The organism is Rhodococcus sp. DT1, from assembly GCF_049844875.1.
GTDB lineage: Bacteria > Actinomycetota > Actinomycetes > Mycobacteriales > Mycobacteriaceae > Rhodococcus.
The window spans coordinates 440,866-466,473 of the sequence record NZ_JBNCLW010000004.1; the positions used below are offsets into that span (position 1 = coordinate 440,866).

General features: G+C 66.2%; 23 protein-coding genes. 16 read left to right on the top strand and 7 right to left on the bottom strand.

What is annotated here, in order from left to right; genetic code table 11:
* Window positions 1-19: 19 nt before the first annotated feature.
* Window positions 20-1,249 (bottom strand): zinc metallochaperone AztD, encoded by a 1,230-nt coding sequence (gene aztD, locus ACLQ3J_RS12735; protein ID WP_425903449.1) that lies wholly within the window; start codon window positions 1,247-1,249, stop codon window positions 20-22.
* A 126-nt stretch (window positions 1,250-1,375) separates the two neighbouring features.
* Here aztD and ACLQ3J_RS12740 point away from each other — a divergent pair, with 126 nt between their 5' ends.
* Window positions 1,376-2,563 carry an AAA family ATPase gene (locus tag ACLQ3J_RS12740; RefSeq protein ID WP_169622925.1) on the top strand — a complete coding sequence of 396 codons (1,188 nt, stop codon included), beginning with the start codon at window positions 1,376-1,378 and terminating at the stop codon, window positions 2,561-2,563.
* A gap of 29 nt (window positions 2,564-2,592) precedes the next feature.
* Here ACLQ3J_RS12740 and ACLQ3J_RS12745 read toward each other — a convergent pair whose 3' ends face one another.
* From ACLQ3J_RS12745 to ACLQ3J_RS12755, 3 genes are all read right to left on the bottom strand, one after another.
* Complete coding sequence (locus ACLQ3J_RS12745) at window positions 2,593-3,270, bottom strand: nitroreductase (RefSeq protein WP_169622926.1); 678 nt, start codon at window positions 3,268-3,270, stop codon at window positions 2,593-2,595.
* Between the two features lie 77 nt (window positions 3,271-3,347).
* Window positions 3,348-3,929 carry an SOUL family heme-binding protein gene (locus tag ACLQ3J_RS12750; protein WP_169652853.1) on the bottom strand — a complete coding sequence of 194 codons (582 nt, stop codon included), beginning with the start codon at window positions 3,927-3,929 and terminating at the stop codon, window positions 3,348-3,350.
* A gap of 159 nt (window positions 3,930-4,088) precedes the next feature.
* Window positions 4,089-5,096 (bottom strand): NAD(P)H-dependent glycerol-3-phosphate dehydrogenase, encoded by a 1,008-nt coding sequence (locus tag ACLQ3J_RS12755; RefSeq protein WP_296550375.1) that lies wholly within the window; start codon window positions 5,094-5,096, stop codon window positions 4,089-4,091.
* Window positions 5,097-5,252: 156 nt separating this feature from the next.
* On the opposite strand from ACLQ3J_RS12755, the gene ACLQ3J_RS12760 reads away from it, so the two are divergent.
* On the top strand, window positions 5,253-5,702 hold the full coding sequence (locus ACLQ3J_RS12760; protein WP_422423441.1) for a helix-turn-helix transcriptional regulator: 450 nt from the start codon (window positions 5,253-5,255) through the stop codon (window positions 5,700-5,702).
* A gap of 5 nt (window positions 5,703-5,707) precedes the next feature.
* A complete protein-coding gene (locus ACLQ3J_RS12765) occupies window positions 5,708-6,118 on the top strand; it encodes a VOC family protein (protein WP_206038849.1) in 411 nt (136 codons plus the stop codon).
* 107 nt (window positions 6,119-6,225) lie between these two features.
* Here ACLQ3J_RS12765 and ACLQ3J_RS12770 read toward each other — a convergent pair whose 3' ends face one another.
* A complete protein-coding gene (locus ACLQ3J_RS12770) occupies window positions 6,226-6,825 on the bottom strand; it encodes a TetR-like C-terminal domain-containing protein (RefSeq protein ID WP_425903452.1) in 600 nt (199 codons plus the stop codon).
* A gap of 44 nt (window positions 6,826-6,869) precedes the next feature.
* Between ACLQ3J_RS12770 and ACLQ3J_RS12775 the strand changes: the two genes are divergently transcribed.
* From ACLQ3J_RS12775 to ACLQ3J_RS12800, 6 genes are all read left to right on the top strand, one after another.
* A complete protein-coding gene (locus ACLQ3J_RS12775; protein WP_358473798.1) occupies window positions 6,870-8,006 on the top strand; it encodes a hypothetical protein in 1,137 nt (378 codons plus the stop codon).
* Window positions 8,003-9,007 (top strand): TIGR03617 family F420-dependent LLM class oxidoreductase, encoded by a 1,005-nt coding sequence (locus ACLQ3J_RS12780; protein WP_169622933.1) that lies wholly within the window; start codon window positions 8,003-8,005, stop codon window positions 9,005-9,007. Before ACLQ3J_RS12775 ends, ACLQ3J_RS12780 begins: the two co-directional genes overlap by 4 nt.
* Window positions 8,998-11,376: a PEP/pyruvate-binding domain-containing protein gene (locus ACLQ3J_RS12785; protein WP_425903453.1), complete on the top strand. Its 2,379-nt coding sequence runs from the start codon at window positions 8,998-9,000 to the stop codon at window positions 11,374-11,376. The genes ACLQ3J_RS12780 and ACLQ3J_RS12785 overlap by 10 nt, the downstream gene beginning before the upstream one ends.
* 226 nt (window positions 11,377-11,602) lie before the next feature.
* Window positions 11,603-13,999, top strand: a complete 2,397-nt coding sequence (locus ACLQ3J_RS12790) for an ATP-binding cassette domain-containing protein (RefSeq protein ID WP_169622935.1) — start codon at window positions 11,603-11,605, stop codon at window positions 13,997-13,999.
* A gap of 153 nt (window positions 14,000-14,152) precedes the next feature.
* Complete coding sequence (locus ACLQ3J_RS12795) at window positions 14,153-15,289, top strand: alkaline phosphatase family protein (RefSeq protein ID WP_425903455.1); 1,137 nt, start codon at window positions 14,153-14,155, stop codon at window positions 15,287-15,289.
* A gap of 37 nt (window positions 15,290-15,326) precedes the next feature.
* On the top strand, window positions 15,327-16,301 hold the full coding sequence (locus tag ACLQ3J_RS12800) for an alpha/beta hydrolase (RefSeq protein ID WP_422423447.1): 975 nt from the start codon (window positions 15,327-15,329) through the stop codon (window positions 16,299-16,301).
* 7 nt (window positions 16,302-16,308) lie between these two features.
* Here ACLQ3J_RS12800 and ACLQ3J_RS12805 read toward each other — a convergent pair whose 3' ends face one another.
* The gene (locus ACLQ3J_RS12805) at window positions 16,309-17,160 is read right to left on the bottom strand and encodes an alpha/beta hydrolase (RefSeq protein ID WP_296550381.1); all 852 of its coding nucleotides are present in this window, start codon (window positions 17,158-17,160) and stop codon (window positions 16,309-16,311) included.
* Between the two features lie 333 nt (window positions 17,161-17,493).
* Here ACLQ3J_RS12805 and ACLQ3J_RS12810 point away from each other — a divergent pair, with 333 nt between their 5' ends.
* Window positions 17,494-19,161, top strand: coding sequence for an ABC-F family ATP-binding cassette domain-containing protein (locus tag ACLQ3J_RS12810; protein WP_296550382.1), 1,668 nt, complete (start codon window positions 17,494-17,496; stop codon window positions 19,159-19,161).
* Window positions 19,162-19,167: 6 nt separating this feature from the next.
* On the opposite strand, the gene ACLQ3J_RS12815 is transcribed toward ACLQ3J_RS12810, so the two are convergent.
* Entirely contained in the window at window positions 19,168-20,088 is a 921-nt protein-coding gene (locus tag ACLQ3J_RS12815) for a LysR family transcriptional regulator (protein ID WP_169622940.1), read from the bottom strand.
* Window positions 20,089-20,243: 155 nt separating this feature from the next.
* Between ACLQ3J_RS12815 and ACLQ3J_RS12820 the strand changes: the two genes are divergently transcribed.
* The 6 genes from ACLQ3J_RS12820 (at window position 20,244) to ACLQ3J_RS12845 (ending at window position 25,598) form a co-directional block, all read left to right on the top strand.
* Window positions 20,244-21,584, top strand: coding sequence for an NAD(P)/FAD-dependent oxidoreductase (locus tag ACLQ3J_RS12820; RefSeq protein WP_169622964.1), 1,341 nt, complete (start codon window positions 20,244-20,246; stop codon window positions 21,582-21,584).
* Between the two features lie 286 nt (window positions 21,585-21,870).
* Window positions 21,871-22,269 carry a holo-ACP synthase gene (locus ACLQ3J_RS12825; RefSeq protein ID WP_169622965.1) on the top strand — a complete coding sequence of 133 codons (399 nt, stop codon included), beginning with the start codon at window positions 21,871-21,873 and terminating at the stop codon, window positions 22,267-22,269.
* Window positions 22,266-22,508: an acyl carrier protein gene (locus ACLQ3J_RS12830; protein ID WP_169622941.1), complete on the top strand. Its 243-nt coding sequence runs from the start codon at window positions 22,266-22,268 to the stop codon at window positions 22,506-22,508. Before ACLQ3J_RS12825 ends, ACLQ3J_RS12830 begins: the two co-directional genes overlap by 4 nt.
* Entirely contained in the window at window positions 22,505-23,704 is a 1,200-nt protein-coding gene (locus ACLQ3J_RS12835; protein ID WP_425903457.1) for an acyl-CoA dehydrogenase family protein, read from the top strand. Before ACLQ3J_RS12830 ends, ACLQ3J_RS12835 begins: the two co-directional genes overlap by 4 nt.
* Window positions 23,701-24,642, top strand: coding sequence for an amino acid--[acyl-carrier-protein] ligase (locus ACLQ3J_RS12840; RefSeq protein ID WP_169652863.1), 942 nt, complete (start codon window positions 23,701-23,703; stop codon window positions 24,640-24,642). Before ACLQ3J_RS12835 ends, ACLQ3J_RS12840 begins: the two co-directional genes overlap by 4 nt.
* On the top strand, window positions 24,639-25,598 hold the full coding sequence (locus tag ACLQ3J_RS12845) for a DUF1839 family protein (RefSeq protein WP_169652864.1): 960 nt from the start codon (window positions 24,639-24,641) through the stop codon (window positions 25,596-25,598). The genes ACLQ3J_RS12840 and ACLQ3J_RS12845 overlap by 4 nt, the downstream gene beginning before the upstream one ends.
* The last annotated feature ends 10 nt before the right edge of the window (window positions 25,599-25,608 follow it).

Consider the following 25,608-nt stretch of genomic DNA (forward strand, 5'->3'; position numbering starts at 1 on the left):
AATATTCTCCGGACGTGGGTCACGTCCCGCTGATCTCGTTCGGCGTGTGTGGAAGGGAACCGGTGCGAATGTCGCCGGAAACGAGGTCCACCGCGTGGAGCGAGTCGGTCGCGGGATCGGTGACGAACGCGGTGCGTCCGCTCACCGAGAGCGCCGGTCGCGGCGTCTGCCAGTCCTCGGGTTCGGTCCACTGTGCGAGGACGTCCATGCGGCGGATCGTCTCCCCCGATTCCGGATCGAGCACGTGGAGGGCTCCGTCGGTGCCCAGTACGACCGCTTCACCGTCGGGGCCGCGGCCGAGCGAGCGGAAGGTGTAACTCGTGCCCAGGTCCACCAGCCGGATCTCGGCGGTACGGGTGTCTACGAGCGCAACGGTTTCGGGCCGTTCGAGGTCTGCATCCGGATCGGTCTTGTAGTCGCCCAGTACGACGGGGGAGACCGGAGATCCGGCCTGGTTGCCGATACGGCCGTAGTCGTCGCGGCTCGTGGCTTTGGTAAAAGTGCCGTTACGGTAGATCATCATGCCGTCCTGGCATCCGAAGACGATGGTCTCGCCCTCCGCTACGGCTTCGCCGTGTACGCCGGGGCATTCTTCGGTGCGGGCAATCTCGCGCCTGCTCGAATCGAGAAGTGCTATGCCCGTGCGAGAATCACTGTCTCCGAGCGTGACGAGAAGCGATCCGTCCGCGAGTGCGACCGCGACCCCGTGGTGTGCGTGCGGGGCGGTGTAGGACTCGGAGTCGGTAACGCCTTCTGTAGCAGCGAGACCGAAAGGATCGATCAACTCGGCCCGTCCGGTGGCGTCGTCGAACAGTGCTGTCGTACCCCCGTGGGCGACAACGTGTCCCGGTTTCCCGGCGGGGAAGACCGTCTCGGTGAGCGCGGCAGGGCCGGAGTAGTGGTGGCGGTGGTCGCCGTGGCGCTCCGACCAACTGCCGGTATCGAGCGCCCGGAACCCGCCCTCCGTGGAGATCATGACGTGGCGGCCGTCGCCTGCGGGGGCGAGCCGGGTGAATCCGCCGAGCGGGACGTCGTCCACCACGGTCAAGTTCGTTTCGTCGACGATCAGGACCCCGCCGTCGTAGGTGAGCGCGAGCCGCGGTTCGGCGGCGGAGACCTCGGCCGGGGCCTGCTCGGGTCCGCTGCCGGACTCCTGCGCAGGAGGAGGGGCAGGCGCCGAGCATCCGGCAGCCAGTGCGGCGGAGAGCGCGACCGTGAGCGCGATTCCGCGCGGAGAGGGAGTTTTCATGAGTACAGAAATATCCCGTAATGAAAATGGATGTCAAAGTCGGTTATGCGTACATCTGCATTCGGCTCTCTACGACACGCGCTAGAGCAACCCAGAAACAGCTGCGCAGCTCGTTACCATCGACCGATGGATCCGGTCCGCAACCCGTACGCCCCCGGCGCGGGGCAGCGCCCGCCCGAACTCGCCGGCCGAGAGAAGCAACTCGCGGCGTTCGACGTCGTTCTCGAGCGCATCTCCCGCGGCCGGCCCGAACGCAGCGTCGTGCTCACCGGTCTGCGCGGTGTCGGGAAAACCGTTCTGCTCAATCACCTGCGCTCCGCTGCCATAGCCAAGAGCTGGGGTACGGGCAAGATCGAGGCGCGCCCGGACCAGGGTTTGCGACGCCCGCTGTCGTCTGCCCTGCACATGGCGGTGCGTGAGATCGCGGCCGCACATCCGGATCCCGAATCCGTCGACCACTTCCTCGGTGTACTCAAATCTTTCGCTTTGCGCGCCACAGCGGACAAAGGGATGCGCGAACGCTGGCAGCCCGGAATCGACGCACCGGCGGTGAAAGGTCGCGCCGATTCCGGTGACATCGAGATCGACCTGGTCGAACTGCTCGTGGACGCCGCCGGCCTCGCTCGGGACGTCGGGGTGGGAATCGCCTTGTTCATCGACGAGATGCAAGACCTCGGTCCGGACGACGTGTCGGCGATCTGCGGTGCGTGCCACGAATTGAGTCAGGACACCGCTCCGCTGATCGTCGTGGGAGCCGGACTGCCGCACCTGCCGGCCGTGTTGTCCGCGTCCAAGTCGTACTCCGAACGATTGTTCACCTACCACCGGATCGGCCGCCTCGACCGGGATGCCGCCGATCACGCACTCATTGCGCCCGCCCAGCGAGAAGACGTCGAATTCACCAGGGACGCACTGGATCTGTTGTACGAAACGGCAGACGGTTATCCGTATTTCGTCCAGGCATACGGGAAAGCCACCTGGGATCTGGCCGCGGACAGCCCGATCACCGCAGCGGACGTACGGGTCGCGGCCCCCACCGCGGAAGAAGAACTGGCCGTAGGGTTTTTCGGTTCGCGGTACGAGCGGGCCACTCCGGCCGAGCGTGAATACATGCGAGCCATGGCGGACCTGTCGGGCGACGACGGACCCATCGCAACGTCCAAGATCGCCGCCGAACTCGGCCGCAAGCCGGCCTCACTGTCTCCCGCGCGCGACGGATTGATCAAGAAAGGCCTGATCTATTCCGCCGAAAGAGGTTTCATCGGTTTCACGGTGCCGCACTTCGGACGGTATCTCCGCAGTCAAACCGACTGAGCCGACCCGGACCGCGACACCTCCTCGGGCTATTCGTCCACCCACTCGACAGTCGCCTCGAGGGTGGCGCGATCGGTGCGGCAGGTATTGGCCGGGTGTGCTTCGTCGGCGTACCCGAACGACACCGCGCACACGATGTCGCGGTCGTCGCCGATGCCCAATTCGCGATGCAATGCTGTCGATGCCATCGGCACCGCGGCTTGCGGTACCGCAGCAATCCCGAGCGACTCCGCCGCGAGAAGCAGGTTCGACACGTAACCACCGCAATCGACGGCGCCGTACACACCGAGCGCCTTGTCGGTGCTGACGACGGCGACGTGTGGCGCCCCGAAGAACAGGAAGTTCTCGAGCATCTGCTCGCCGCGTCGCGCGTAATCGTCGCGCGCGATCCCCAGCGCGTTGTAGAGCGCATACCCGGCGTTGCGCCGGCGCTCGGCGTACTCCCCGCGATACTCGGCGGGACCCGGGATGTCCGGATCCATGGCTCCCGACGCGGCCTGCGTGTACACCGCGTCCCGCAACCGATCGGTCGCGGTGCCGCTGGTGAGGTGGACGCGCCAGGGTTGCGAGTTGCACCACGATGCCGTCCGCTGAGCCATCCCGAGCATCCGCTCGATGTCGTCGCGCGGGACCTGCTTGGACAGAAAGGCGCGGCAGCTGTAGCGGGAGTCGAGAAGGTTCGACAACACGTCGGCAGAACTCGTCATTCGATCACCTTCGCATACCGGCCGGGCCGCGGTACCCGACGGTATCTTCCGCCTCGCGCGGATCGGCCTCTCGTGGATCAGCGAGCAGCGACCGGGACCGCCACCTCGTTGCGACGCCGAAACGGAACCGTCCAGGGCGGGTCGTAGAACCATGCCACCGGTGGGCCGGTAGCGAGCCACTCCGTCGCCTCCAGCGTTCTCAGCAACTCGGCGGTGCGCTCCGCCACCGCGGCGCGGCTGCGGTCGCCGCTGAACTGCAGCACCGCCATCGTCTCGTCGTGGATCTCGACGAGTTCCACGGACCGGTCCTCGGGGTCGGGCAGGTCCTCCATGGCCCACTTCGCCGGCATGAAGAACCGGATGACCGACGAGTCGTCCGAGGCTCCGGCCTGGGATACGGGCGCGGTCATCGCGATCGTCGACTTGCCTCTGTTCGAGCCGAAGATGTAGCCGGCCAGACGCCGGAATCCCACGTCGCGGGCACGTTCCTCGTCGCCGTGCACCGTGGTCTCGGCAGCGATACGACGGCCGTACCTGCGGACTTCGAGCCCGTGAGTCGTCGCCTGGACTTCGTACCGCGGTTCCTCGGTGCCGGTGCGGATCCCGACCGCCGAGCCGACGCCCTTCGCCGCGCCGGTCACCATGTTCACCACTCGCATATCGGTCTCCCGTCGGAGTGTTCCGCCTCAGACCTCCACGGTAGGCGCGGTGGTCATCCCGGTGGGCCGTTCATCTCGACGAGAAACTTGCGGCGCCCGGTCGTCTCGGCGGGTGTACCGCTTTCTAGTGCAATTCCGAGACTGCCGGATAATCGCCGATCAGACGACATCCTCCTCGTCGCCGGGTGTGACCCGGCGCAGACCGCGATACGCGTCCGCGGGACTGCGGTGCCCTCCGACCACGGCCGCTACCTCTGCCGCGATGGGCATCTGGATTCCGGCCTCGCGAGCCAACTCCATGACGGTGGGCGCCGTCTTCACTCCCTCGGCGACCTGCCCGAGTTCGGCGACCGCCTCATCGACGCTGAGCCCGCGCGCCAGCGCTTCGCCGAGCCTCCGGTTGCGGGAGGCCGGACTGGTACACGTGGCGATCAGATCCCCCATACCGGTGAGGCCGGCGAACGTCCGGGCGTTGGCGCCCATCGCTTCCCCGAGGCGCGTCATCTCGGCGAGACCGCGCGACAGGACCATCGCGCGCGTGTTGTCACCGACGCGCAGTCCCTCCGCCATGCCCGCGGCGATGGCGACGATGTTCTTGAGGATTCCGCCGAGTTCGCAGCCGAGGACGTCGGTGTTGCGATAGACCCGGAACAGCGTGGATGCGAACAGGGGCTGGAGAGCCGTGCCGACGGAGTCGTCCTGCATCGCCACGACCGAGGCGGCAGCCTTGCCGTCCGCAATTTCGCTCGCGATGTTCGGACCGGAAAGCAACCCGACGGGATGGCCGGGGAGGCACGCGCTGATCACCTGCGTAGGCCGCAACCGCGTCCCGGGTTCCAGCCCTTTCGCAAGAGAAACGATCGGTACCCACGCTCGGAGTTCGTGGACGAGCGGCTCGAGTGTCGAGCGCACAGCGTACGACGGCACCCCCACGACGAGCACGTCCGCTTCGTGGGCGGCCTCGTCGATGTCCGCGGTGGCACGCAGGGTGTCCGGAAGTTTCCGGTCGCCCAGGTAGCGGTGGTTGCGGTGATCGACGTTGATCTCGTCGGCGGTTTCCTTGTTCCGCGACCACAAGAGCGTCGGCGTGTTCTTCGCGGCGAGACCGGCGACGGTCGTGCCCCACGAACCCGAGCCGAGAACGACTACGCGAACCGGACGTGCCATCGGTGAATTCCTCTCGTCCAGATACGGGCGTACCGGTCAGACTGTCATGCCGTGGCGCCTCTCGGTTGTTGTTCCCGGACGCAGACGAGACGAACCACCTCGACGCGATTTTTCCGGCCGTGGTCCCGACGGTGCGGGACGTGGCAGGATATCCCCGTGACCGGGAAACCCGACACAGCACAGCGTCTGCGCGACCTCGCGCTGTTGCGGCGGGTTCGTGATCGGATCGACCGCGAATACGCACAGCCTCTGGACGTCGAGGCCTTGGCCCGCGGGGTGAATATCTCGGCCGGGCACCTCAGCAGGCAATTCCGGATCGCCTACGGTGAATCGCCGTACTCGTATCTCATGACGCGTCGTATCGAGCGCGCGATGGCTCTGCTCCGTCGTGGCGATCGCACCGTCACCGAGGTCTGTTTCGAGGTGGGCTGTTCTTCTCTGGGGACCTTCAGTACGCGCTTCACCGAATTGGTCGGTGTCCCTCCGAGCACCTACCGGCGGGAAGCGGCACTCGCGACGGACGGCATGCCGTCGTGCGTGGCCAAACAGGTCACACGACCGATCAGAAATCGAGAAGCATCGGCGGCCGCATCCGACTTACGGTGATCGTCATGGACATCAACATTCATCACACCTTCCTTCCCCACTCGGATCCGGACGCTTCGCTGGCGTTCTATCGCGACACTCTCGGCTTCGAGGTTCGTAACGACGTCGGCTACGGCGGGATGCGGTGGATCACGGTCGGCTCCGCCGACGGCACCGGTCCCTCCGTCGTCCTGTACCCGCCCACCGCCGACCCCGGAATCACCGAAGACGAGGGCCGCACCATCGCCGAGATGATGGCGAAAGGAACCTTCGCCTCGATCATCTTGTCCACCGCAGATCTCGACGGGACCTTCGCGCGTCTGCAGGACGGCGACACGGAGATCGTGCAAGAGCCGATGGACCAGCCGTACGGGGTTCGTGACTGTGCCCTCCGCGACCCCGCCGGCAACATGGTTCGCATCCAGGAATCGAGCTGACACGCCGGCAATCCCGGTGGCAAAGTCGTCGAACCCGAACCCGAACTCCGCGCAGCGTACGGCAGTAAGGATGCGGACTTGATTCGCTGATACGGCGAGTGGTTCCGTCACGCGGGGGGCCAGCGGCCGGTGATCATCTCGGTCAACTCGTTCACCCAGGTGTCGTCGAGGGCGGCGTCCCGGCGGATCAAGATACGGAAAATCGCGGTCCCCGCGACCACCTCCACGAGCATGGGTAGTTGGTCGTCGTCGCGACGCTCCTGACCGAAGCGAGACTCGAATGCGGTCAGATTCCCGGCCAATCGCGCGATCATCATGTTGTGCAATTCCGGGTCGGCAACGGTGTCGGCGATCAGACCCGGCAATGCCGCTCGCACCTCGGGGCGGTCGAAGATGACCCGGATCGTCTCGACCAGAACCCTGATCTCGTTGCGGATACCTCCCGAATCGTCCGGCATGGTAATCGTTTCGGCAGAAAGCACTGCCTCGTGGACAAGTTGCGCCTTGCCCGACCATCGCCGGTAGATGGCAGCGGTGGTGGTCCCGGCGCGCGCGGCGATCGCCGACAACGACAACGCGGAATAGCCCGTCTCGAGAATCAATTCGCGGGTGGCGGCAATGATCGAGGCATCGATCCTGCTGTCGCGCGGCCGTCCCGGCGACGGCTGCGCAGACCTCTTGCCATCCTTTGGGCTTTCTGCTGTCATGACTGCATCATATTTCCAATACGATCTGCATCGTATTTGAGGGAGTGCCTGTGAACTTGAGCCCGCTCGACGAGTTTCCGATCCATCAGGCACCTGCGCCGTTGACGTGGCCGACCACGTCCGATCGAAACTTCTACGACCGGTCGTATTTCAACGTGCTCGATCGGGAGGGCCGCTTCATGGCGCTCACCGGAGTCGGCTACTACCCGCGCCTCGGCGTGAAAGACGCCTACTTCGTCGTCCGCCGCGGCGATATGCAGACCGCGCTTCACCTCAGTGACGCCATCGACGACGACCGCCTTCACCAGAACGTCAACGGCTACTGTCTCGAAGTCGTCGAGCCACTGCAGCAGCTGCACCTGACACTGGCGCAAACCGAGGGTATTTCCGCAGACCTCACCTGGCGCGGGCTGTTTCCTGCTGCGCTGGAGAAGCCGCACGAGATGCTCACCGAGCGGCGAGTGACCTTGCAGGCGTGTCGCTTCGCCCAGGTCGGGTCCTGGGAGGGGTGGATCGACGTCGACGGCGAACGGCTCGAAGTCGGTCATGACACCAGCGTGGCGAGCCGTGACCGATCGTGGGGGATCAGACCTGTCGGTGAGGCCGAGCCAGTCGGTCGGCCAGACGCTTCGTTCGCCGGAATGTGGTGGCTCTACCTACCTCTGGCCTTCGACGACTATCAACTCTTCTTGATCCTGCAAGAGGATTCCGACGGCCACCGCAGCCTCTACGACTGCACGCGCCGCTGGCGGGACGGGCGCGTCGAACAACTCGACGGAGTGCGCGCCACCATCGACTACCGGACCGGAACCAGGATTCCCCGGGGCGCCCACGTCGAGTTCATGAACCGTGCAGGGGACCGAATTCAGCTGGATGTCGAATCGAAGTTGTTCGCGCCTATTGCTTTCGGGTCGGGGTACGGGGGCGACTCCTCGTGGGCACACGGCAGCTGGAAGGGCGGCCCCTTCGCCGAACGCGTCAGCTTCGACCTCACGGACCCGGAGGTGATGGCCCGAGCGCCCTTCAGTCTCATCGACCACGTCGGCAAAGCTGTGTGCACCGAAGCCGACGGGACGGTCCGCGAAGGTGCGGGCTTGTTCGAGCACGGTGTGATCGGCCCGCACCACCCGTCGGGCTTCTCCGACTGGACAGACGTCGCGGATCAGGCGCCGCTTCAGTGAAGATCATGACAGCCCTGTTCGGGCCCACGGATGCGGTCGAGCGCGCGCAAGTGCTCCAGGAAGCCGGTGCATCCGGTGTCTTCACCTTCGAGGGACCGTTCGACGTGTTCACGCCTCTGGTGTTGGCGTCGTCGGTCAAGGGTCTCGACCTGATGTCGAACGTCGCGATCGCATTCCCCCGCAATCCGATTCAACTTGCCCACCAGGCAAACGATCTGCAACTGCTCAGCGAGGGGCGCTTCATCCTGGGTCTGGGCACACAGGTGCGGGCGCAGATCGAGAAGCGCTACGGCACACAGTTCGATCATCCGGTCGCGCGAATGAAGGAATTGGTGGGGGCGTTGCGCGCGATCTTCGCGACGTGGAACGAGGGGGAGCCACTGGACTTCCGCGGTGAGTTCTACCGCCATACCTTGATGACACCGACCTTCGTGCCCGGACCGAACCCGTTCGGTCCGCCGCCGATCTATCTCGGCGCGCTCGGGCCTCGGCTGACCAAAGCGACCGCAGAAGTGGCCGACGGTCTGTTGGTGATGCCTTTCGGATCGAAGCGGTTCCTGCACGAGACGACGCTGCCGGCCGTTCGCGACGGTCTGGCGGCTGCCGGCCGCAGCGAGGACGACTTCGAGGTGGTGCCCGAGGTCATCGTGTCGGTGGGTACCGGACGGGACGACGACCATGCCTCGACCCGGATGCTGCTGGCGTTCTACGGCTCCACCCCGGCCTACCGGCCGGTGCTCGACGCCCACGGCTGGGGCGATCTGCAACCCGAACTCAACGCAATGTCCAAGCAGGGCCGCTGGCGGGAGATGGCCTCGTTGATCGACGACGACATACTGCACACCATCGCCGCGTGCGGTACCCCGAAAGAGGTCGCCGCGCACATCCGTGATCGCGTCGACGGTGTGTCGGACCGGATTTGCCTGTATCAACCGGGTCCTATCGAGGTCGAGGCGCTCGCCGAAATCGTCGACGCATTGGGGGGATCACCATGCCCCTGAACGCAATCGAATTCGACGAGGTCACCGATGACCGCTACGGCGGCAAAGCAGCCGGACTCGCGCAGTTGCGCCGCCTCGGACTTCCGGTACCGGTGGGATTCGTCATTGCTGATGCTACCGAGTGGGTCAGCATCGATGATGTGGGGGAATGTTTCTCGCGCATGGCCGCAGTCGGTGCTGTACCAGTGGCTGTCAGGTCCTCGGCAGTCGGGGAAGACGGCGACGACCAGTCGTTCGCCGGACAATACGACACCGTGCTGGGCGTGAACTCCGTCGATGACTTCGCCGCGGCCGTGCAGAGGTGCGCTGCCTCCGTGCGTTCGCGACGCGCCGCGGCCTACAGCGGCCAACCCACGGCCACCATGCATCTGGTGGTGCAGCAGATGGTGGACGCGCGCGCCGCCGGGGTTGTGTTCACCGCCGATCCGGCGACCGGCCGGCGCGACCTCACGGTGATCGACGCCGTCGCCGGTCTCGGTGAAGCGCTCGTCGACGGTACGGCGTCCTCAGACCACATCGTCCTGGATTCGGACGGTAACCCGGCCGTCCGCGATGTCGGCGAGGTGCCGGTCCTGTCGCCGGACGAGGTCGCCGATATCAGGTCCGGCGCCCTGCGTGCTGCGCAACATTGGGGCAGGCCGATGGATCTCGAGTGGGCCATCGACCGATCCGGCACACTGTGGTGGCTGCAGGCTCGACCGATCACCACCCTGCCCGGCGATCTGGCCGAGATGGATTCGCCTCTCGCGGGTGCAGACCACGTATACACGCGCTGCAACATCGGCGAGATGATGCCGGGTGCATTCTGCCCGTTGACCGCATCGGTCTCCGGCTTTGCCATCGACTACGCGATGCAGATGACGCAGGTGGTGGCGCGGGCACAGCAGAGTTACGAGAAGCCATGGCTACAGGTGGGTTACTTCCATGGCCACATGTTTCTGAACCTGACCGAGGGGACAGCTCTGAGCTCCGGACTCCTGGGCAATTCGTTGGAGCAGTTCTCCACCTCGATCTGCGGGCGGGTGGTTGACGAGCTGAAGCCGAAACCCCCGAAACCTTTTGTGCACAGGTTGATCAACACGGTCCGGCTCACCACGTATGCGTTGTCCGCCGGCCCCGCGATTCGGCGCCTCGAAGACCAGATCGCCGCGTTTCAGATCCCGACCAGCGACGACCCACGACGCGTGATGGGCCAGTTGGAATCCGGCGTGCAGCAGTATTGCGACATCACGCTGACACATGTGCGGTCGTCATCGCGCGCGGCGGTTGCGGCCAACATTCTCGAAAGTGTCCTGATGAGAAAAGCGGTGAAGAACGGACGAAGCGAGGACGAAGGTCGTGCCGAGGCAACCCGGCTCATGGCCGGAGCCTCCGATGTCGAGAGCGCGATGATGCTCGTGGAGCTCGACGCGGTGGTACGCGCCATAGCCGCCACCGAGGGGGTCGCCGAGCAGTTCTCGGCAGCGGCGCCGGACGTCGCGGTCAACGAGCTGCAGTCCACACGAAGCGCCGGCGGCACAGCGTTGCGACAGTTCTTGACCCGTCACGGTCACCGCGGATACCGCGAGTTGTGCATGCGTGACCCCTCCTGGGCCGAGGATCCTGAAGGCCTGGGCGCGATGATGCAGGTGATGGTCCGTTCGGCGCTCGATCCGACTCGTCGTGAATCGGGAAGCACCCACGTCGAAGCACCAAGATCCTTCCCCATCAGGTTTCTTGCCCGGTTGGCACAGGGCGGCGCACGCGGGCGCGAGGAGACGAAATCGAAGATGGCGCTCATGGCGCATGCGCTCAAATTGGGCTACCGCCACCTCGGTGAGGTGCTGGCCGAGACCGGGCGACTGCCCGACTCGGATCTGGTGTTCTTTTTCGACCGTGCCGAATTGACACGCGTCGTCGGTTCGGACGACATCACCGGTCTCGTGCAGAACGCGCTGAAGCGTCGGGAAGCGCTGGCGTTCCAGAACTCTCTCGAGTTCGACGATGTGTCTGTCGGACGACCGACCCCGCTGATCGCCCGGCCTGCGCCAGGTGTCACCGGTGATGAGATCATCGGCCGACCCGCAAGTCGCGGCACCGTGGAAGGTGTTGTGCGGGTCGCACAATCGATGGGCGATGCGCGCGAGCTGCAGCGGGGAGAGATCCTCGTGACGCCGGTGACCGACGTCGGGTGGACGCCGTACTTCACCGTCATCGCGGCGCTGGTCACCGACATCGGCAGCTCGGTGTCCCACGGCGCGGTGGTGGCCCGCGAATACGGCTTGCCCTGCGTCGTGAACACCTTGGTGGCCACCCGATCGCTCGAGACCGGCGACCGTGTACGCGTGGATGGAGACCGAGGTGTGGTCACCCGTCTCGACCAGTCGTGAATCGGACGCTGAGCGATCACTCACGACCGAGCCCGAGTCACCGGCAACACGAAAGTTGTTGCACCGGGCGGTCATAGGTAAGCATGGCGGCAGCGACCTGGTCTGCCGCTGTGTGCGGCAGGGCGGACCCATGTCGTCGAGGACGAGCAGTCGCGCGGGTTCCCCCGGGTGCACCACACTTTTGCTATACATACGTTAGGCCCTGGTCGAGGACGGATGGAGACCCATGAGCTCTGCCACGCGAAAAAAGCCCGGTTCGTCCCGGACCCACCCCGCCGACAGCCACGACTGGATCCGCGTACACGGCGCACGCGAGAACAATCTTCGGGACATCAGTCTCGAGATCCCGAAACGGCGGTTGACCGTGTTCACGGGTGTCTCGGGCTCCGGAAAGAGTTCGCTGGTGTTCGCCACGATCGCCGCGGAATCGCAGCGGATGATCAACGAGACCTACAGCGCCTTTGTACAGGGCTTCATGCCGACCCTGGCGCGACCCGACGTCGACGTGCTCGAGGGCCTGACCACGGCGATCATCGTCGATCAGGAGCGGATGGGTTCCAACCCTCGTTCCACCGTCGGCACCGCGACCGATGCGAACGCCATGCTGCGCATCCTGTTCAGCCGGCTCGGGAAGCCCCATATCGGCTCGCAGCAGGCGTTCTCCTTCAACGTCGCCTCCATCAGCGGAGCCGGCTCGGTCACCGTGGAGAAGTCCGGAAGAACGGTGAAGGAACGCCGGAGTTTCACCGTCACCGGCGGCATGTGCCCGCGCTGCGAAGGCATGGGCACGGTGTCCGACTTCGACCTGACCGCCCTGTACGACGACAGCAAGTCGCTCGAAGAGGGTGCGCTCACCATCCCGGGTTACACCATGGACGGCTGGTACGGGCGCATATACCGCGGGTGCGGATTCTTCGATCCGAGCAAACCGATCGCGAAGTTCACGAAGAAGCAACTGAACGATCTGCTCTACAAGGAACCCACTCGGATCAAGATCGACGGCATCAACGTGACGTTCGAGGGGCTGATCCCGAAGATCCAGAAGTCGTTCCTGTCCAAGGACCGAGAAGCGATGCAGCCGCACATCCGGGCGTTCGTCGACCGCGCGATCACGTTCCAGACGTGCCCCGAATGCCACGGCACGCGGCTCAACGAAGGAGCCCGATCGTCGAAGATCGACGGCATCAGCATTGCCGACGCCTGTGCGATGCAGATCAGCGATCTCGCCGAGTGGGTTCGCGGGCTCGACGAACCGTCGGTGGCCCCGCTCCTGAAGTCGCTGGGCGACACCCTCGATTCCTTCGTCGGGATCGGCCTGGGATACCTCGCCCTCGACCGCCCCGCGGGCACGCTGTCCGGTGGTGAGGCTCAGCGCACCAAGCTGATTCGTCACCTCGGGTCGTCGCTCACCGATGTCACCTACGTCTTCGACGAACCGACGATCGGCTTGCACCCGCACGACATCGCACGGATGAACGACCTGCTGCTGCAACTGCGCGACAAGGGCAACACCGTACTGGTCGTCGAGCACAAACCGGAGGCGATCGCGATCGCCGACCACGTCGTCGATCTCGGCCCCCGCGCCGGCACAGAAGGCGGCAAGATCGTGTTCGAGGGCACCGTGGAGGAGTTGCGCACGAGCGGCACCCTCACAGGCAAGCACTTCGACGACCGCGCGTCGCTGAAACCGTCCGTCCGTACCTCGACGGGCGCCCTCGAGGTGCGCGGCGCCGACACCCACAACCTCCGCGACGTCGACGTCGACATACCCCTCGGAGTGCTCGTCGTGGTGACCGGCGTTGCCGGATCGGGGAAGAGTTCACTGATCAGCGGGTCGGTCGCTCACCGCGACGGGGTGGTCTCGATCGATCAGGGCGCGATCAAGGGTTCGCGCCGGAGCAACCCGGCGACCTACACCGGACTGCTCGAACCGATCCGTAAGGCGTTCGCCAAGGCGAACGGCGTCAAACCGGGCTTGTTCAGTGCCAATTCCGAAGGGGCATGCCCCAACTGCAACGGTGCCGGAGTCGTGTACTCGGACCTGGCGATGATGGCCGGAGTAGCGGCCCCCTGCGAGGTGTGCGACGGCAAGCGGTTCATGGCGGAGGTGCTCGAGTACAAGTTCGGCGGCAAGGACATCGACGAGGTGCTCACGATGTCGGTCGCGCAGGCCGAGGAGTTCTTCGGTGGTGGCGCGAACGGCTCGTCGCTCCCGGCAGCGCACAAGATTCTCAGGCGTCTCGCGGACGTCGGTCTCGGCTACATCAAGATCGGTCAGCCGCTCACCACACTGTCCGGCGGCGAACGCCAGCGACTCAAGCTCGCGACCCACATGGGCGAAAAGGGCGACGTCTACATCCTGGACGAGCCCACGTCGGGCCTGCACCTCGCCGATGTCGAGAACTTGCTGGGCCTGCTCGACAGGCTCGTGGACTCCGGAAAATCGGTCGTGGTCATCGAGCACCACCAGGCGGTGATGGCCCATGCCGACTGGATCATCGATCTCGGTCCCGGTGCAGGCCACGACGGCGGCCGCATCGTCTTCGAGGGCACACCACGCGAACTCGTCGACGACCGCTCGACGCTCACCGGCAAGCACCTTGCGGAGTACGTCGGCGCGTGAGACCGGCTGCGGCCGTGCGGTTCACTCCTCCTGCCGGAACCGGACTGCGAGTTCGCTGCGTGGGCGGATGCCGAAGTTCGGGTAGACGCGAGTGAGGTGGTCTGCGGGGTCATTGCATCTGCCGCCACGACGACGACAGGACATACTCGGACCATGACTCTCCCGCTGCGCGATGTCTACGCCGAACCCACGCTCGCCGACGTGATCCCGTCGGTACTCGCGTCCGCGGGGGTTCCCGGTGAACGCAACCGCCTCGGCCTCACGGACAGCGCGCACACGGTCGTCCTGCTGGTCGACGGTATGGGATGGGAACTGCTGCGGCGCAACAGGAACACGGCGCCGTATCTCACCGACCTTCCCGGTCGGCCGATCCGTGCAGGATTCCCCACCACGACCGCGGCGAGCATCGCGTCGCTCGGCACCGGATTGCCGTCCGGGCGCCACGGAATCACCGGATACCAGTCGTACGTCGAGGAAGCCGAGACCGCGGTCAACTGGCTGAGCTGGACGGCCGCGGGGACCTCCCTCGATCAACGCGACACGCTCGTGCCCGAACAGGTCCAGCCCCATCCCACGGCCTTCGAACGCGGAGACGCTGCGGGCCTGGCCGTGACGACCGTCGTTCCCAGGGCGTTCGACGGCAGCGGGCTGACCCGGGCAGTCCTGCGTGGTGGCAGATTCGTCGGGGTGTCCGCCTACGGTGACCTGCTGGCGGAGGTCGTCGCGGCCGCACGCGCCGGCGAGCGGAACCTCGTGTACTGCTATCTCTCGGAAGTGGACACGCTCGGCCACGTCTACGGGCCCGACTCCCAGGCGTGGCTGGCGCAACTGACGGTGGTGGACCGCTTCGTGGAACAACTCGCCGGGGCTTTGCCGGACGGAACCCGGTTGCTCGTCACGGCGGACCACGGGATGGTCGATTCCTCTCGTGGCCGCCGCGTCGATTTCGACCGTCATCGCGGTCTCGAGGAGGACGTCGACGTCGTCGCCGGTGAGCCGCGGTGCCGGCACATTCACACGGGGCGCGTAGACCGGGTCCTCGAACGGTGGGCGAACGAACTCGGCGACGACTTCTGGGTCGGCACCCGCGACGAAGTACTGTCGGCGGGACTGTTCGGACCCGACCCGGACCCTTCCGTCACCGGCCGCATCGGGGACATCGTCGTGATCGGCCGCGACGAGGCGACCGTGATCCGTTCCCACGGCGAGCGGATGCTCTCAGCGCTGCCCGGCCAGCACGGCGCACTCACCGCTGAAGAACTTCTCGTACCTCTTCTCCAGGTCCGGTAACGCCGCCCTCGGGCGGTGTGCCACTTACTGTGTTCTCATGCGCACTTCCGCTCCGGTCACGTGGCACGAACGCACGAGCAGGATCGCATCGATCGTCCTGTGGGTTGCCCGACTTCTGTTCAAGCCCCTGCTCACCCTCTGGCCCAGCAACGATTTCGGGATCGCGGTGCTCGGGCGGCTGTCCTGGCTCGTCGACAAGGTCACTCCCACACCGAGAAATGTCCATGTCACGGAGACCGAGCTGGGCGGTGTCCCGGCGGAGCAGATTATGTCGCCGAAACCCGTGGACGATCCGCTCGAGGACGCCACCATCCTGTACTTCCACGGCGGCGGATTCATCTTCTGCGGACCGTCCACCCACCGGCAACTGTGCGTGCAACTAGCGCTCGAATCGGGTGCACCGGTGTATTCGATGGACTACCGACAGGTTCCGGTCGTGCCTGTTGCGGGATCGGTGCAGGACGCGATGAGCGCGTACGAGGCACTGCTCGGCATCGCGGACGACCCGACGCGCATCATCGTCGGAGGAGACTCCGCCGGTGGGTACCTGGCTGCGAAGGTGGCCGAGATCGCGGCACGTCGCGGGCTTCAGCGGCCGGCGGCGGTCATCGGGTATTCGCCACTGCTGAATCTCGATCTCGGCGATCACGACCGGGCCTACATGGTCAGGGATGCGTATCTGCCGATCAAGGCGCTCGACAAACTACGCCCTCGGTGGATCGGGGAGGACGCGATCGAGGGAGAAATGAACCCGGTCGACGCCGAACCCGCACTGTTTCCGCCGATGTTTCTCTGTGCGGCCGAATACGAACTCACCCGCCCCGACGTCGAGATCATGACGCACCGCCTCGCCGAGGCGGGTCGCGTGGTCGAAACCCACCTGTGGCGCGGGCAGGTCCATGCGTGGCCGGTTCTTGCGCGCGCCTTGCCCGAAGCCCTGGAACTCATCACGCTCAGCATTGCGTTCGCACGCCGCGCCGTCGTGGCGCTGGACGACGGTCGCGCCGCCTGAACGCAGGCTAGTGCTTCGTCGTCTTCAGGAGGCGTGGCTGCAACCATTCGACGAGATCGCCGAGCACACGGTCGTTCTCGGGTTCGTTGAACACCTCGTGGAACAACCCGTCGTACAACTTCGACGTCAGGTCCTCCGATCCGGCATGGTCCACAACCACGCGTGCCCCCGCGGGGTCGGCCAATGTGTCGGCGGAGCCGTGAAGCACGAGCAGCGGCAACGTCAGGCCGGGCAGACGCTCCGCGACACTCTCCTCGTTGAGCACGAGGACCCGCGCGAGGCCGGCGGGCACCAAACCGTGATGCACGAGAGGATCCGCGTCGTATGCGGCGACCACCGCGGGATCGCGCGACACCGCTGCGCTGTCGAGTTTCTGCACCGGTACATCAGGGAGAATCCGACCGATCAGCTTTCCGAGTTCCACGACGAGCTTCGGCGTGCCGGACGTGACGACGAGCGCCGGTCCGGACAGCACCAGCGCGGTGAGCCGGTCCTGGTGATCGAGCGCGTACGCGAGTGCGATCGCACCGCCCATGGAATGGCCGAGGAGGAACGTCGGCAGGCCGGGATGGGCCGCGGTCGCGATGTCGAACAGTGCGTCGAGGTCGTCGGTGAAGTCGTTCATGGTGCGCGCGTGCAGTCGCTTGCCGCCGGATCGGCCGTGTCCCCGATGGTCCGGTGCGTACACCACGATGCCGAGTTCGGTGAGCCGTTCGGCGACGTGGTCGTAGCGACGGGCATGCTCACCGAGGCCGTGCGCCAGGACGAGCAGCGCGGTGGGTTCACCGTCCGGCGACCACACGTCGTACACGATTCGAGTGCCGTTTCCGCCGGTGAACGAGGACTCGAGGTGTTGCATGGGGACTCCTGCCGGGTGGTCGACGTGGGGGCCATCGCATCCTTGCACGTGTGTGGCGTGCGTCCCGGGACTCGCCACGGACGAAACGGAGTTACCGGTCGGGAATCAATCCGATTGACGCCCTGTTGTGCATCGGTACCCTGGATGTCGTGATCCAGGCACTCCTCTTCCACTGACGCCCGCCGGCCCGCCCCTTCCCTCGCCCGCGCGACGGGAATCGGAGAAGCGGGCCGTTGCCTGTGTCCCTCGGCCGCTGACCCGGCCGTTCGTCGGAAACCGAGCGACTCCACCCCACCACAGTGGGGACGAGGTGCCCGGTATGCGGAGGAAAACATGACCACCACAATCACACTGCCTCGCCGTTCGCGCGCGCAACTCGGAGCACTCGACGTCCACATCGCCCGCGGCGGCCACCCCGTCCTGCAAGGCGTCGACCTCGCTGTCTCACCCGGCTCCCGGATCGGCGTGGTCGGTGAGAACGGACAGGGAAAGTCCACGCTGCTGCATATTCTCGCGGGCAGCCTCGAACCCGATTCCGGATCCGTTCGACGATTCGGGTCGCTCGGCGTCGCAGAGCAGGAGATGACGGTCAGCGGCGGTCGTACGGTCGGCGACCTGATCGACACCGAACTCGCCGCGGCCCGTGCAGCCCTGCGCGCGCTGGACGACAGTGCCGTCGGGCTGTCCGAGGGCAGGTCGGCTGCCGCGGAGACCTACGCGAAGGCGCTCGAGGCAGCCGAGCAACTCGAGGCCTGGGACGCCGATCGCCGCGTCGATGCGGCCCTCGAGGCACTCGGTGCTGTGACCGATCGGTCCCGGCTCCTGTCCGAGATGTCCGTGGGGCAGCGCTACCGCGTGCGGCTCGCAGCCCTGCTCGGCGCGGAACACGACTTCCTTCTGCTGGACGAGCCCACCAACCACCTCGACGCCGACGGTCTCGACTACCTCACCGAGCGACTGCAACAGACCCGCAGCGGTCTCGTCCTCGTCAGCCACGACCGGGCCCTGCTGTCCGATGTCGCGACTTCGATCCTCGACCTGAACCCGAGCCGGGACGGGCGCCCCCGCCTCTACGGCGGTGGCTACGCCGGTTATCGCGAGGGACGAAAGGCCGAATACGCGCGATGGGTCGAGGAATACAACCGGCAGGAGGCCGAGCGTGCCCGGCTCACCGGCGAGCTCGAGCACGCCCGGGACAGGCTGATCGACGGCTGGCGACCGGACAAGGGAACGGGAAAACACCAGCGCGCGACCCGCGCTCCCGGCCTGGTTCGATCCGTCCACCGCCGGCAGGACGCGCTCGACGAGCAGGAGATCACGACGCCTGTCCCTCCGCTGCGGTTCACGATGCCCTCACTCGGCGCCGAACTCGACTTGCTCGAGCCCGACGCGCCGCTGATCAGGGCGGAGAAGATCGCGGTCGCGGGCCGGCTCGACCGGCCGGTCTCGCTCGCGGTGCTCGCCGGGTCGCGGCTGATGGTGACGGGACCGAACGGTGCCGGGAAGTCGACGCTTCTCGCCGTGCTCGCACAGACGATCGAGCCGACGTCGGGAACGCTGGTCGTGGACCCGGTGGTGAGGGTCGGGCGACTCGCGCAGGAGTCGGCACCGCCGTCCGGCAAGCGGGTACGCGAGGTGTACGACACCCACATCGGACTCCTCACCGCCCACGGTGTGGTGCCCGAGGACCGCACCGTGCCCCTGGAGGATCTCGGTCTGCTCGACGAGCGGGATCTCGACAAGCGGGTGCGGGATTTGTCGATGGGCCAGCAGCGTCGGCTCGACCTGGCGATGATGCTCGCGACCCGGCCCCACGTTCTGCTGCTCGACGAGCCGACGAACCATCTGTCGATCACCCTCGTGGACGAGATGACCGAGGCCCTGGAGGTCACCGACGCCGCTGTGGTGCTCGCGACCCATGACCGCCAGCTTCGCCGGGACGTTGCGGGGTGGAAGCATCTGAACCTCACGGTGAACCGGGCGGACCGCGAGGTCGCGTGACCGGCGTCAGCTCCCGGCACCGCGTGCGGCGGCCGGAGGGGTGGTCGTCGTGGGCACGATCGAGTGGGCCAGCGCCTGAACGAGAAATTCGAGTTCCGGTGTCGGTGTCGCCCCGCTTCGCAGGACACCGCACACCGGCACGCGCAGCCGGTGGTCGGTCTCGCGCATGAACTTCAGGCCCTTGTGCGGTGTCTCGGCGGCGGTGCCGGCGTAGAGGACCGTCCAGGCCCGTGGGTTGGTGATGACCTCGAGGGTGGCGGTGTGGTCGCTGGCGATCGGGGGACCGAGCCGGACGCGGCGACCGACCTCGACGAACGCGTCCTCGATCACGCGGTGCAGCAGAACCTGGTTGTTCCGGGGTGGCAGCAGCAACGGATAGTGCGCGAGTTCTCCGATGTCCACGGTGGAGAAGGCGGACAACGGGTGTCTCGTCGAGGTGACGATGACGAGATCTTCGATCCCGAGGCGAATCGCCTCGAGGCCGGGCCGGTCCACGTCGCCGCGGATCAGGGCGAGGTCGGCTTCGCCGGACGCGACAGCGTTGACCCGATCGGTGAAGTCCTTGATGACGAACTCGACGTCGAGGTTGGGGTGGCGCTCGCGTACGCGGGAGATGGCGTCGAGACTCTGCGACGCGAAACTCATGTTCGCCGTGATCCGGATACTTCCCCGCGGCTCGTGCCCGACTTCTAGCGCGCGGGCCTCGAGGCTCAGCACCTCGGCGGCGATGGGCATCAGCCGTACCCCCGCCGGGGTGAGCTTGACCGAGCGCGTCGAGCGCTCGAACAGCTTCGCGCCCACCTCCTGCTCGAGTTTCGCGATCTGGTGACTGATCGCCGACTGGGAGATGAAGCATCGTTCGGCTGCCCTCGAGAAGCTCGTCTCTTCTCCCACGGCGAGGAAGTACCGCAGTTGCCGGAAGTCCATCACGCCCCTACTTATGAGCAGAACAGATAACAGTTCCCCGAATATCCCAGGTTACTGGATATACGGAGGGTCGGAAACCTAGGTTGGACTAATACATGAACTCGAGTGGAGGTATCGCTGGCGTGGGTGGGACAGGAAAGGAAGAGGCGAACATCATCGACCGGACAGAGGTAGTCATCGTCGGTTCCGGCTTCGGAGCACTGGCGACGGCGAAGAAACTCGCGAAGGCAGGCAAGCCGTTCGTCCTCATCTCGGAGACCACCGAGCACCTGTTCCAGCCTCTGCTCTACCAGGTGGCGACGGGTGTCATCTCGCCCGGCGAGATCGCACCGTCCGTCCGCGCGATCCTCGCGAAGTACCCGCAGGCCGATGTGCGGCTGGGCAGGGTCGTCGACGTGGATCCGGATGCCGGCACCGTCACCTATGAAGCCGGCGGCACTCGGCACACCCTCGGGTACGACCACCTCGTCGCCGCGACCGGTGCCCGCCAGGCGTACTTCGGCCGCGATGAGTTCGCCGACCTGACGTACGCGCTCAAGACCGTCGACGATGCCGAGCGGCTGCGCCGCCAGATCGTCCGCTGCTTCGAGGAAGCGCACACGACCTCCGATCCGGAACATCGGAAGAATCTGCTCAGCTTCATCGTCGTCGGGGCAGGGCCCACCGGCGTCGAGCTCGCCGGCCAGATCAAGGAACTCGCACAGCGCTACTTCGCGGATGCGATCCACAACATCACCGCGGACGACGTCACCGTCACGCTCGTCGAAGGTGCAGACAAGGTGCTCCCGCCGTTCGGCGGCAAGCTGAGCGAGTACTCGAAGGAATCGCTCGAAAAAGCCGGCGTCGAGGTTGTGCTCAACACCCTCGTGACCGACATCGACGAGCACGGCGCGACCCTGTCCACGCCGACCACCGAGGCATCGCGTCGTCTCACCGCCGAGACGATCATCTGGTCCGCCGGCATCCAGGCCAACGACTTCGCCGCAGTGCTCGCCGAGCGCACGCGCTGCGAGACGGTCCGCGGAGGACGGCTCGTGGTCGACGCGGACTTCACGGTGGGCAGCGCCGACAACATCTACGCCATCGGCGACATGGTCACGCTCGACAACCTGCCGGCGCAGTCGCCGTTCGCCATGCAGGGCGGCCGGCACGTCGCCAAGATGATCCTGGGCAAGATCCCGGCCGGCACGCCCTTCAAGTACAAGGACAAGGGCAGCATGGCGATCATCAACCGCTTCCGCGCCATCACGCGGGTCGGGAAGGTCGAACTCACCGGCTTCATCGCGTGGGTGCTGTGGCTGGCCGTGCACCTCGTGTACCTCGTGGGCTTCCGTAATCGCTACATCGCGGTCATGTCGTGGTGCGGGTCCTTCCTGGGCCACCGCCGCCCGCACTTCTACTACGCGCAGGAACCCACGCCGGTCGCTGCTCCTCCGGAGCCGGTGTCCGCGTCGGCGGACGAGGCGGGCACAGAACCCGTGCGCGTGTCCGCGTAGGGACTCGCTCTTCAGGACCCCGGCCGTCGTCACGGCCGGGGTCCTGACTACTTGTGAACCGGGACACATGTGGGCGCGGCGGGATTGAGTTCGCGCACGCACAGCTCTAGAGTCACGTCGAATTGCGCAAAACGGGCGTCGGGGCTCGTTGGGGGGACATGTCGGAGCGCACAGATGCCGGGCGGAACCTGATGAATTCTTCCGAAGTGGCCGTGGCCGAACCTCTTCGCCCACTGTCTGTCTCCGCACGCCGGAGGAACCCGTGAATGCCGGCCCGGCCCCGACGATGACGCCTCGCATCGGTTGCGACGTGGTGACTGTCGCCGACGTAGCCCGGAGCATCGACCTCTTCGGGGATCGGTACCTGCGACGGGTCTTCACACCGCACGAGCTCTCGGTGTGCACCGGGGCAGGCCGCGTTCAGCGACTTGCCGCACGGTTCGCGGCGAAAGAAGCCGTGATGAAAGTGCTCCGCCCGCGCGACGACGCGATTCCGTGGCGCTCCATCGAAATACGCCGTGCGCCGTGGGGCGGATGTGCCGTGCACCTGGACGGTAACGCTGCCGCGCGCGCGTCGGATGAACAGTTGACCGATTTCCAGGTCTCGCTCTCCCACGAGCCCGACTACGCCTTCGCAACCGTGGCCGCGACCCGCACAGCAGTGACAGAAAGAGAACAGGCATGACTGAACAGGCAATCCGCAAGGTGCTCGGAGAGCACGCCAAGCTGTCGGTCGACGCCACAGAACTCGATCTCACTGCGGATCTCTACGAACTGGGACTGACCTCGCACGCGAGCGTCAACGTGATGCTCGCTCTCGAAGACGCATTCGACATCGAGTTTCCCGACGAACTCCTGCGTAAGAGCACCTTTGCGAGCGTCGGTTCCATCCGCTCCGCCCTGACCGAACTGGGTGTCGGGTGAGCGTCGTCGACGCTGCGTTCGGCAGTGCGCCCACACAGTTGTCGTTGCGAGAGCGAGCCGAGATCGTCGGCCGCGACATCGCTGCGGTGTGGGCGGACGAAGTCGATCGCGAAGCCCGGTTCCCTCGTGAGGCCGTCGACGCGCTGCGCGCCCACAAACTGCTCACGTGTGCCGTTCCGGCGGCGCAGGGCGGCGAGGACGCATCGCTGAGCGACCTGTGCGAGATCGCGCGCATCCTGGGCCGTTACTGCGCTTCCACCGCGATGATCTTCGCGATGCACCAGACGCAGATCCTCTCGCTCGTGCGGCATTCGACGCCGGGTGTGGCCGCGTTCGTCGCCGACGCCGCACAGCACGACTACCTCATCGCGTCGGCGACGACCGAACTCGGCACGGGCGGCGACGTGCGCAGTAGCCTCTGCGCAGTCGAGCGCGTCGACGATTCCGTGTCCGTCGTCAAGAACGCCCCGGTCATCTCGTACGGCGAGTACGCCGACGCGGTCCTGGTGACGGCACGCCGTACCACCGACAGCCCGCCGAGCGACCAGGTTCTCGTCGTGTGCCCCCGTGACGGCGTGACTCTCGAGCCGACCGGACCGTGGAACACCCTGGGGTTGCGTGGCACCTGCAGTCCCGGATTCGTCTTGTCCGCAAAGACTTCCGCGGATCTGATCGTGGGTGCGGCGTACTCCGAGATCTCGTCACGGACCATGCTGCCCGTGTCTCACAGTGTGTGGTCGGCCGTGTGGCTGGGAATCGCCGATGCCGCCATGGAGAAATCCCGCGCGTACGTGCGGTCGGCGGCCCGCAAGCAGCCCGGCGTCACTCCGCCCGGTGCGCTGCGTCTCGCGGAGGCGGCCGCCGCTCACCAGCAGTTCGCCGATCTCGTCTTCTCGGCCGCGGGACGTTTCGACCGGACCACGGCTGCGGAAGCAGGTTCGGTGGAGGCCGAATCGCTGACGGGGATGGGGTTCTCGCTGGCGATGAACAATCTCAAGGTCAGTGCCTCCACCGCCGTCGTCGACCTCGTGAACCGGTCGATGCTGATCTGCGGAATCGCGGGCTACCGGGAAGACGGCCCCTATTCGCTCGGCAGGCACCTGCGGGACGCGCACGGTGCCGCGGTGATGGTCAACAACGACCGCATCATGAACAACTCTGCCCAGATGTCGATCGCATACCGAGGGACGATATGACCAGCACGGCCGTCGGGGACCGCACGGAACTCGAACGGGCACGGCAGGACTTCCAGCAGCAGTTGCTCGCCGCGGGACTGCTCGTCGACACCGCGGTTCCCGGGCTCTACGGCCGCTCCGGCGAATTCGAAGACATCGTCGACGGAATCGACCGGGTCGTGGTCGCGGCCGGCCCGGGCGCGGCGGCGACCCGCCTGCGCTTCCCTCCGGTCTTCCCGCGCACCAGTTTCGAGCGAACCGACTACATCGCCTCGTTCCCGCACCTGACCGGTGCCGTGACGACGTTCGCCGGGACCAACGCCGAACACGCCGAGTTGCTCGCCGCTCGCGCGCGGGGCGAAGCGTGGGATGCCTGGCTCGAACCCGCTGATACCGTCCTGGTCTCGGCGGCATGCCACCCCGCATACGCGAAGTACAGCGGAACCCTGCGTGAGGGTGGCGAACTGCTCGATGTGTACGGCTACTGTTTCCGGCACGAGCCGGCAATCGATCCGGCACGCATGCAGGCGTTCCGCATGCACGAGTTCGTGCGTCTGGGCACCGCCGACGACGCCGCGCAGCACCGCGACACCTGGATCGGGCGCGGACTCGAGGTACTGGACTCGCTCGGCCTCGACGCCACCGCGGTGCCGGCCAACGACCCGTTCTTCGGCCGGGCCGGACGCATGCTCGCGGCGAATCAGCGCCACGAGAACCTCAAAACCGAGTTGACGGTGCGGCTCTACGGAGACCTCGACGACGGCACCGCCGTGGTGTCGTGCAACTGCCACCGCGATCACTTCGGAGACACCTTCGGCATCGTCACGCCGGACGGCGAGGTCGCACACAGTGCGTGCGTAGGTTTCGGAATGGAGCGCATCGCGCTGGCGATGCTGCGCACGCACGGCCTTGCCGTCGGCAACTGGCCGGACTCGGTGCGCAACAGGATGTTTCCGTGACCCGACGCCTCATCGACGTCCAGGTCGAGGACTACGTTCCGCATGCGATCCACGGCGCAGACCGGGTGTGGACCGAAACCAACTGCTACGTCGACCTCTGGGTCGAAGTGCTGCACTCGCTCGGACTCGACCCCGTACCGGCCGCGGCGTGTGCCTTCTCCGCGCGCTTCGACGGCAGCCAGTGGACGTTTCTGAAGTTCAAGCCCGAGGACCTGTTCTCCCTGTACGGCATCGAGGTCGCGGAGATGAACGTGTGGCGCCGGCCCATCGAACATCTCGAAGCGAACGCCGATGCAGGTCTGCTGTCGACTGTCGAGGTGGACGCCTTCTGGCTGCCCGACACGGACGGAACCGGTTACCGCCGAGAGCATTCGAAGACGACCATCGTGCCGAACCTCATCGACCGTGAAGCGGAAGTTCTCGAGTACTTCCACAACAGCGGCTACCATCGCCTCGCCGCAGACGACTTCCGCGGTGTGTTCGGACTCGACGAACCAATTTCCGCCTGGCCGCCCTACCTCGAGCAGGTGCGGCTCGGTGTCTCGCTTCCGGAATGCGACGCCTTCGACGCTGTCGTGCGCCGCCACCTCCGCCATCGGTCCGTTGCCAACCCGGTGCGCGCGCTCGCCGAGCGCGTCCTCGACGACGTCGACCAGTTGAGCTCGGGCGGGATGGAACTGTTCCACCGGTGGACCTTCGGTGTGCTGCGTCAGTGCGGGGCGAGCGCCGAACTCGCAGCCGACATATGTGAATACATGGAGGACCACGGCTATCCGGGCACAGCAACCGCCGCGCCGGGATTCCGGTCGGTCTCCGAGGGAGCGAAGAGCGTGCAGTTCCGCATGGCCCGTGCCGCCCGCGGACGGACTGTCGATCCCGCCGAACAACTCGGCCTGATGGCGGATGCCTGGGATGCCTCGATCACGACGGCCGCGCGCGCTGCCGGATCTCGCTAGGAACAGCACT